Here is an 8,024-nt window from a genome sequence, read left to right as displayed (position 1 = left end):
GACCTCGTGCAACTCACAACTTCCATTCGCCATTCGAGGTCTTCGCCGCGACCCTCGCATCAGCAAGTCAACCTCAAAGCTCTAAACATTAACCCCGGTTTGCGCTTCACACTTGAAACCGCCGAGCTTATGAAGATCAAGCTCATCGACAAAGACATCAACTACGCGCACGGGATTGGTGTCCGTTACGTAGTCGTCGAGTGCGTCGGGGAGGAGAAAGCTCTGATTACGATTGTCGCCTTGAACGAACCGTTTCATCTTGCTCATCCTCCGCTATAGGATGAAGAATTTTAGCGCTCCAAAAATGCGTTTTGACACGCTCTGGGCCGAAGCCGGCCGCAACGCCGCCACTAAGCTCGTGCGTCGGACATCTCCTTAGCATCAACTGTTTGACGCAGACGTGTAGCGGTGCGGTGGCTCGACAAGCCCATAAGGTTGCTTACTTGCTCGTTGGACTTGCCTGCAATGATCTTGCGACGCCCGAACGTATTGCGCAGCAAGCGCGGACTCTCGTCGGCTGCCGACAAGCCCGCGCGTCGTAAAGATCCTCGAACGCATTTCAGCAATATATCCGGCTGCATCGGCTTTCCCCCCGCGGTTGCAATGAACAGCCATTGCGTCGTGCACTGGATGCGCCGGCGCGCGTCCTTATAGCTGCGCAGAAGGTCGGCCGCGAAAGGGTCAATTGGCACGCGGCGGCCAATGCGAGGTCCGTGTTTCTCGACGAAAGCGGTAGGGCGCTGGCCATGCATGTCGAGGTCGTCGACTCGCAGTTGCCTAAGTTCAGCCGCCGTAACTCCCGAAGCAAGAAACAGCGCAACGATCGCCGTGTTTCGCAGTTCCTTAAACCCTGCACCTTCGGCGACAACGCAGACCGCCTGTAGCCGCGTGTCATCTTCCGAAGATAGATAGACGGGCGTCGGTTCGTCCTCTGGCCAGCTCTCATTGACGAGCATCTGCGCGGCCGGATTGTCGGCACGCAACTCGATGTTGACCAGATGTCGCGTAAAGCGATCGATTAGCTTGAGATAGCGAAGGCGCGTCGTCGTACCGGGGGCGCAGTCCTGCGCAAGGGCGTTGAAGAAGCCGTCGAGGTGATCCGCTCCGTAAGTGGCCACAGTCGCACGGTGGGCAATCAGGTAGTCGTTGAACCGCGAGAACATCGCACGGTGCTGAACGATCGACTGATCGGCGAACGCGCGCCGATCCGCACCGGTGGCTTCCTCACCTTGCCATTGTGCGTACGCATCCTCGGGTGCTGAAAGCCAACCGTTGTCGAACATAGATGTCGATATACTGAAGTTCGCCTAACCCAAACCCTACAGCGAAGCTAACGCTTTGCCAACCCCGAGCCGCCAAGGACGGGGGGCGCACCGTCCAAAACAGGGGCAATCGCGTCGAGGCACATGTCCGGTCCGCCCACGACAATATGCGCGGAGCACGCGAGCATTAGATTTACTCGCAGCCCGAAATCTTCGATGAGATAACCGGCTTCGCAAATGCCTCCGTCGCTGTTCACCGTTGTCGCCTTGACGCGCTCGGCGAGCGTAGTTTCCGTCGACCGGTACGCCCAGAGCGGCGTTCCACGCGCCACTGCAAATCCAACTTCGAACGCAGTCCCGCTGTCCGGTTCGTCTGAGCCGCGAAAGTCATCAAGACGCGCCATGACGATTTCTGCTGAACGGATCAGGTCGATGTTCGCACCAAACGTCCATCGAGCGGCATCCTCGCCTTGAAGCGAGGAGGGCAACTCGCCATCGAGTGGGTTAAGCCGCATTGACCGCCAGATCGATTTGCTCGACCTGCTCGCTTTCCGCCGCGAGCGCGGCCGTACGCGCGGCGGCCTTCTTGGTCTTGCCTGCGCGCGAGGGCGGCTGGCAGGCACCGCACACCACGTTGTTCTGCAGGTCGTGCTTGTGCGCGACGAACTTGCCGGTGCAGCGGCAGCAGCGCGTGAATTGCAGCATGTCGGCGTCGAAGAAACGCACTAGCGTCCAGGCGCGCGTCAGATCGAGCGCCGGTTCGACGCCGCTATGAGCGCAATGCTCCAGATATAGGCGATAACCCTTGGTCAGCGCATCGAGATGCGAGCAGCCCGCTTCGTTCTTGAGAAACACGTACGTGTTATAGAACAGCGATGCGTGGATGTTCGCGAGCCACGTCATGTACCAGTCGGCCGAAAACGGCAGCATGCCCTTGGGCGGTGAGACGCCCTTTACCTCACGATATAAGCGAATCATGCGATCGCGCGAGAGCGGGAGTTCGCTTTCGAGCACCTGCATGCGCGCGCCGAGTTCGATCAGCGCGATCGCGCGAAACACGTCGGTCGCGTCTTCGGTGAGGCTTTTCTTGAGCAGGGTGGTCATGGTGAAGTCCGGTCTCTCAAGCGAACTGTTCAGCGGGCCGGCCGGCCATCAGGATGGCAGCGTGCGTTGCGGCGATGTCCGCGTGCTTGGCCGGTTGCGTGAGCGCGGAGAGCATCGCGTGGTCGTTGAAGCGGAAAAAGCACAGCATCTGGTCGGAGGAGGCGAGCTTGACCACCTGCGGCAGAGAGAGGCCGGCGAGCAGATCGGCAAGGTCAGCGGACAAGCCGAGGCGGAATATGCCGATGGCGCGGTCTTCACGCAGCATGCGCTGCGCGAGCATGATGTAGGAGAGGTTGATTTCGCGAATCGATTCCAGTGTTTCAAGACTTTTCATAGCTTCCAACAGTTAATCCCCGAACGTGGCCGAAATTTATTTCCGGTATCTTTTTCCGTTCAGCATCAGCGGGTGGGCTGATTGGCATGTGCTGGAAACCACAAGAGAAACAGCGGGTTACAGCAGAACAACGACGATTTTAAAGCTAGGCTTTCAGCAGATCAATAGTTTTGACCGGTCTAATTGTTCCCGTGACAATGAACCACGGTAAATAATACGGGGATAAATAAAAAACGAACGTGCGCTCTAATAACTGATAATTGATGGAGTACCGAATAAAAACGGCTAACGTGCTTTTACCGGGCCGCAGAATTTGCAGGTCGATCAGGTCGCGAGCGTCGCCACCGCCGTGTTCGGCAAGACAAACGAGACGCTGGGGGGAAAGCAAGAATTTCGCTTCTCGAACCGCCGCGCCCATGGCGATGTGCTTACCCGTCGTCACCTTCACCGGAATCGGCCATGTGTCGGGGAGGCCGAAGGCGGTAATGCCGCAGTACTTCATGCCCGACAATTCGGTCGCCACTTCGCGTGACGCGAACGAAATCCGCTCGGCCGCGAGTTCGCATTTAACCAGACTGTTCACGTCGAGCCGCCGTGTGGCGGGCGTCACGATGCATGCGTACCGTCCGGTGCGGTCCTTCTTATAACGCACGACGATCGTGTTCGCGCAGTGGTCGAAGTCGAGGTCGAGGTCGATGCCGATGCGTGCGCTGCACGAGGCGGTGTCGGAGGTGCCGTCGAGTACGGGACACCGCGATATCCGATCCGCTAAGTTCCATTTAAAACAGGCGACGTGCTTCTGTCTCTAACCTACCTCGCACGTACAAAAGCCAAGCTAGAACGACTCGCCGCTCGCCGCTGGCTGCGCTTGAGGACTGCGAGCTGCTGACGCGCGCCATGGGCGAGCGCGACGATTTTATTTGCTCCTGCGAATGGCGGGCCTGTGACCCATCTCCGACCCTGTCGCGTACTGGTGAATGGGCTGCATTCTTTCGACATAGCACGGCGTCGATTGACGCTCAATCGAAGGATTGGTGACTAAGACCAAGCCATAGCGGGCCGAACCGTATCTGCGTCCGCTCTCCGAGCAGAGCCAGGACGCAGCTTGAGGCGACGCGAACGTAATGGATTGTCTGAATGATCACTGCGCTGGTATGGCGCGGTTCAATACAATTTCATTACAGAATTATGGGTTTCCGCCGATAAGCAAAGGTTACCTCACCACATAAGCGACGACGCGATGCAAATGCGCGAACGCGTCGGGCTTCTTTTCGCGCGGGATAGAGAGATGAAGATTTTGACGATTCGAGCGCGGCTCGCGCTCACCATGACGTTTCTTGGTGTCCTGCTTTGCCTGTGCGTAGCCTTCGGCATGTACGGGATGGCCACGATCAACGCTTCCGCGAGGGATGTCAGCCTCAACACGCTGCCATCCGTCAATGCATTGGGCGTTTCCGATGTCTACCTGAACCGGGCGCGAGTACTCCTAGATCGCTATGCGCTTGATCCGGAAGGCCAGGAGTCGGGCGGATTGCGTGCGCGCGCAGAACAGTCCCTAGCAGACTCGGACGGCTGGTATAAAAAGTACGATGTTATTCCCCGTGGAGCGGAGGAAGAGGTCCTTGCAAAAGACGTGGTGGAAGGTCGCGCCCAGATGCGGAAGGTGCTCGCGGGCTTCGGTGCAGCCATCGAAAAAGGTGATCGGACCGAGATCCTTCGTTTTGCAGGCAAGGAAGTGCCCGATGCATACAACCGCACGAGCGATGCGTTCAAAAAACTCAAGGAGTTCCAGCTTACGGACGCGGCGCTGCAAGACGCAGAAAACAATCTCCGAGTTGCGACTTTGCGCACTATGGGCGTTCTCTCGCTGCTGGCGGGTATTGCCGGCGCTGCAGCGGGGTGGTTCTTCTTACGTCGTGCAATCATGACGCCGTTGGCCGCGGCGCTCGAGCACTTTGAACACATTTCCGCGGGCGATTTGACTCGTACCGTTGCGATCGAGACGCACGACGAGATGGGCCAATTGCTGACCGGTGTAGCCACTATGAAAGAGAAGCTTGCTGCAACTGTTGGCGCTGTGCGCGCCAGCAGCGAGGCGATTGCGAGCGCGAGCAAGCAGATCGCAGCGGGCAACATCGACCTGTCGTCGCGCACCGAAGAACAGGCCGCGTCACTGGAGGAAACGGCAGCGAGCGTGGAGGAGCTGACCGCGACCGTGAAGCAGAACTCCGAAAACGCGAACCAGGCAAGCGGCATGGCAGACAATGCGAATGCGGTAGCGAATGAGGGTAGCGCGATCATCGGAAGGGTCGTTGAGACAATGGCCGGAATTGAGCAAAGCGCTAGCAAAATCGCCGAAATCATCGGCATGATAGAGAGCATCGCGTTTCAGACCAACATCCTGGCACTCAATGCCGCTGTAGAAGCGGCCCGCGCAGGCGAGGAGGGCCGCGGTTTCGCCGTTGTGGCAAGCGAAGTACGCAGTCTCGCGCAACGCTCGTCCGGCGCGGCGAAGGAGATCAAGTGCCTGATTGAAACGTCCGGCAGCCGTGTGCAAGCCGGAACGGAATTGGTTGCTAAGGCGGGCGAAACTATGCAGAACGTCGGCGTCGCTATTCAGCGTGTAACCGATATCATGGGCGAGATTGCATCAGCATCGCACGAGCAAAGTCGAGGCATTGAGCAGGTGAATCAAGCAATCTCCCAAATGGACGAAGTTACCCAACAGAACGCTGCCCTCGTCGAGGAGGCGGCGGCTGCCGCTGGCTCGCTGGAGGAGCAGGCCGAGCAGCTGCGTGCAGCGGTCGCTGTTTTCCGTACAAGTCAACCGGCCGGCGTCTCGCTAGTTTCGGGGACGGCATCCATGTCAGAAAAACGACCGGCTTCGGAACGCTGCGCTACGGCCGCGCCCGCTGCAAAACCAGCACAGCGATCTGTTTCGTCTGTGCAGGCGGGAGTGGTTTCGAAGGCAATGCGCGCAGAATCTGCTCTCGCAACGAGTGACTCCAACTGGGAGGTTTTCTAACGACATCCGAAGCCATGGAACGAAACGCCGCGACTCGCGCGCGTTGCGGCTTTTTGTTGTGTGCGCCACATGGCGCATTCTTTGAAGTGGAAGTCATTCCGTGAGTTGACCAGAGCGAACCAGATAGAGCGCAACGACGCGCGGGCCCGAGCATGCGCAGGGCGCCGCGTGTTACAGAAGACGGAAGAATTCGATCAATGGAGCCGCGAGGCAAGCGCGGTGGCTTCGTGCGCGCGAAACCGCGGAAGAAACGGCCTTACGGGCGACAGAGAGTCCCACTGAACGCATTGCGCTGCGATTCGAGCGCGATATGACCCGGCAAAGGTGATCCTTCGAAGATACAGGAGGGGTCGCTTGGCGTTCGGCAGCGGAATGCCGGACTTGGCTAACCTGAGGACAGATGGCGTTTCCAATGTTTGTCTGAGTCGGACGGCGGTGCGATGGCTGGATACCCCGAGGAGACTCGCAAGTTCCTCATCGCTGCGGCGGCCATCGAGATGTCTGCGCGGGAACGTATTTCTGAGTACCCGAGTGTTCATGTCGGTGGCAAGATACTGAGCGATTCAAGCGCGCGTCGGGTCGCCGCCATATTTCTCGCCGATATCTGGGGCGGTGCGCCCATCGGGGTCGTGCGCCATACATCGAACAGCAGAACACACCGCACTAGCGCCCTAGGAGGGCGCCGCTGGCGTCCGCGCTAACCCATAGCTCGCCGCCCCACCGGTTGCGCCGGACGCTCGGGTAACTGTTCTGGCGGATCATCCGGCTCGAAATGTCTTTCAGGCCGTTCACCAACGCCGATACCGCGATCTTGGACGGATAGGTCACCAGCAGGTTGACGTGGTCGTCCTGCGTACGCGGATTCGGAATCGCTTGTCCACGCGCTAGGTCCTAATTCGATATACTGAATTAGCGAACTCCCTACAATACGCGAAGCTGGCGCTTCGTCGAAACCCGGTCTGCAACGGTGATGTGAACGGTCTCGGAAACGCACCGGGAGTGAAACAACCTTTGAATTCCCTATCTGCACGATGCTATCGGGGAACTGAGACTGCTAGGTTGCCGAGAACAGGGGATGTGGGTCGGCAAGATCGTCGTTGGCAGAATTGACAGTAACGATCAGCTTGACGTTGCCGGCGTGGTAAAAGGATGGATGAAATTGCACGACAACGACCGTAGGGTCGGCGCTGCTACCACGACCTTGTTAACCGGTGAGAAGCGGCCTCTGCGGACCGCTTCTGATTTGTGACACGCTTGGTCCTCTTTAGCACGGTGTAGTGCCTACGGAGCAGGTCCGCCGAGGGGCCACGCGCCGCAACGCAATCCGTTCCACAATTCTCCAAACTCAGGCGGTCGCCTCCGCGCCGTTCGACGGTGCCGACGGAAGCGTCATCGGCACCTCGGTGCTGAGCGTATCAGGCATAGCGAGAGTTGGCTGTAGTGCCGCACCGTTGGCCCGTGTTCGTGCCGCTGTCGCGCGCTTGGAGATGGCTTTGCGCGCCGGAGTCTTTGCTGTCGTGACCTTCTTGGCTGCGGACTTTTTGGGAGCCGCCTTTTTTGCAACTGCCTTCTTGGCGACCGCTTTCGTTGCGCCGCTCTTCGTCGCTGGAGCAGGCGCTGCGGCCGGCTTCACTGTCTTTGCTGCGACCTTGCGACCGGCCTTCCTCGCAGCCTTTGTCGCAACGGGTTCTGAGGCGCCCGGCGCTTTCTTCGGAGTGGTGCTCTGTGTCGGGGCGCTGGCTGAGGACACGCTCGCCTTTGCTGACGCTCGCTTCTTGGCCGCTGGCTGGCTCCCTGCGCGGTTGGTCGTTGCTCGCTGCGTCGCCACAGAGTTCGCTTCGGCGGAACTTACACCGATCAAGAATTTGGTTCGATCCTTGACTTTGGCGATCCAGGCAGGAGGGCGCGCCCAACCGCTCCAAGTCTGCCCGGTCTTCGGATTGCGGTACTTCGCCGGGAGTTTGGCCTTGGTTGCCGTTGGCGACGAGGATTTGGAGGACGCCTGCTTTGGCGCCGCACTAGACTGTGACACGGCACCACGCGGCCGTCCCCGACGCGCCGGACTACTGTGATGAGCGTCGATGTCGGCTGTGGTCAGATTATGTTGGTCCATCAACGCACGGATGTCGTCGAGCACAGCGCGCGAGCGCTTTGAAATTAGCGCATCGGCTTGAGCTTGCAGTTCCTTCATTTTTGCCTTGATCTGTTCGAGCGTTGCCATGAGGAATCTCCTAAGTGGTCATGCCCAAACTATGCCACTAATTGTCAATAAGGCGAAGCGCTTAAGTCCGCTAGCATG

The 8,024-nt window shown here is 58.9% G+C and carries 7 protein-coding genes and 2 pseudogenes; 1 reads left to right on the top strand and 8 read right to left on the bottom strand.

The genetic code is table 11. The features are described 5' to 3' along the window. Window positions 1-120 precede the first annotated feature (120 nt). From QCE48_RS32020 to QCE48_RS30675, 6 genes and pseudogenes are all read right to left on the bottom strand, one after another. Window positions 121-258, bottom strand: a pseudogene (locus tag QCE48_RS32020) (IS5/IS1182 family transposase); the annotation flags it as partial. Between the two features lie 92 nt (window positions 259-350). Beyond that, complete coding sequence (locus QCE48_RS30695; RefSeq protein WP_309788680.1) at window positions 351-1,283, bottom strand: site-specific integrase; 933 nt, start codon at window positions 1,281-1,283, stop codon at window positions 351-353. A 47-nt stretch (window positions 1,284-1,330) separates the two neighbouring features. Continuing rightward, window positions 1,331-1,777 (bottom strand): nucleoside 2-deoxyribosyltransferase, encoded by a 447-nt coding sequence (locus tag QCE48_RS30690; protein ID WP_309788679.1) that lies wholly within the window; start codon window positions 1,775-1,777, stop codon window positions 1,331-1,333. After that, window positions 1,767-2,357, bottom strand: a complete 591-nt coding sequence (flhC, locus tag QCE48_RS30685) for a flagellar transcriptional regulator FlhC (protein WP_309788965.1) — start codon at window positions 2,355-2,357, stop codon at window positions 1,767-1,769. Before flhC ends, QCE48_RS30690 begins: the two co-directional genes overlap by 11 nt. A gap of 25 nt (window positions 2,358-2,382) precedes the next feature. Continuing rightward, window positions 2,383-2,700: a flagellar transcriptional regulator FlhD gene (gene flhD / locus QCE48_RS30680; RefSeq protein ID WP_309788678.1), complete on the bottom strand. Its 318-nt coding sequence runs from the start codon at window positions 2,698-2,700 to the stop codon at window positions 2,383-2,385. 145 nt (window positions 2,701-2,845) lie between these two features. Beyond that, complete coding sequence (locus QCE48_RS30675; protein ID WP_309788677.1) at window positions 2,846-3,352, bottom strand: YbaK/EbsC family protein; 507 nt, start codon at window positions 3,350-3,352, stop codon at window positions 2,846-2,848. Between the two features lie 636 nt (window positions 3,353-3,988). Between QCE48_RS30675 and QCE48_RS30670 the strand changes: the two genes are divergently transcribed. Beyond that, window positions 3,989-5,725: a methyl-accepting chemotaxis protein gene (locus QCE48_RS30670; RefSeq protein ID WP_309788676.1), complete on the top strand. Its 1,737-nt coding sequence runs from the start codon at window positions 3,989-3,991 to the stop codon at window positions 5,723-5,725. Window positions 5,726-6,388: 663 nt separating this feature from the next. Here QCE48_RS30670 and QCE48_RS30665 read toward each other — a convergent pair. Both QCE48_RS30665 and QCE48_RS30660 read right to left on the bottom strand, forming a co-directional pair. Continuing rightward, window positions 6,389-6,577: pseudogene (locus QCE48_RS30665) on the bottom strand (transposase); the annotation flags it as partial. Window positions 6,578-7,070: 493 nt separating this feature from the next. Further along, window positions 7,071-7,946 carry an H-NS histone family protein gene (locus QCE48_RS30660; RefSeq protein WP_309788675.1) on the bottom strand — a complete coding sequence of 292 codons (876 nt, stop codon included), beginning with the start codon at window positions 7,944-7,946 and terminating at the stop codon, window positions 7,071-7,073. Window positions 7,947-8,024: the final 78 nt, after the last annotated feature.

This window comes from Caballeronia sp. LZ024, from assembly GCF_031451455.1.
Classification (GTDB): domain Bacteria; phylum Pseudomonadota; class Gammaproteobacteria; order Burkholderiales; family Burkholderiaceae; genus Caballeronia; species Caballeronia telluris.
The sequence above is the reverse complement of the archived record's forward strand: the minus strand, read 5'-3'. Positions and strand labels throughout refer to the sequence as shown.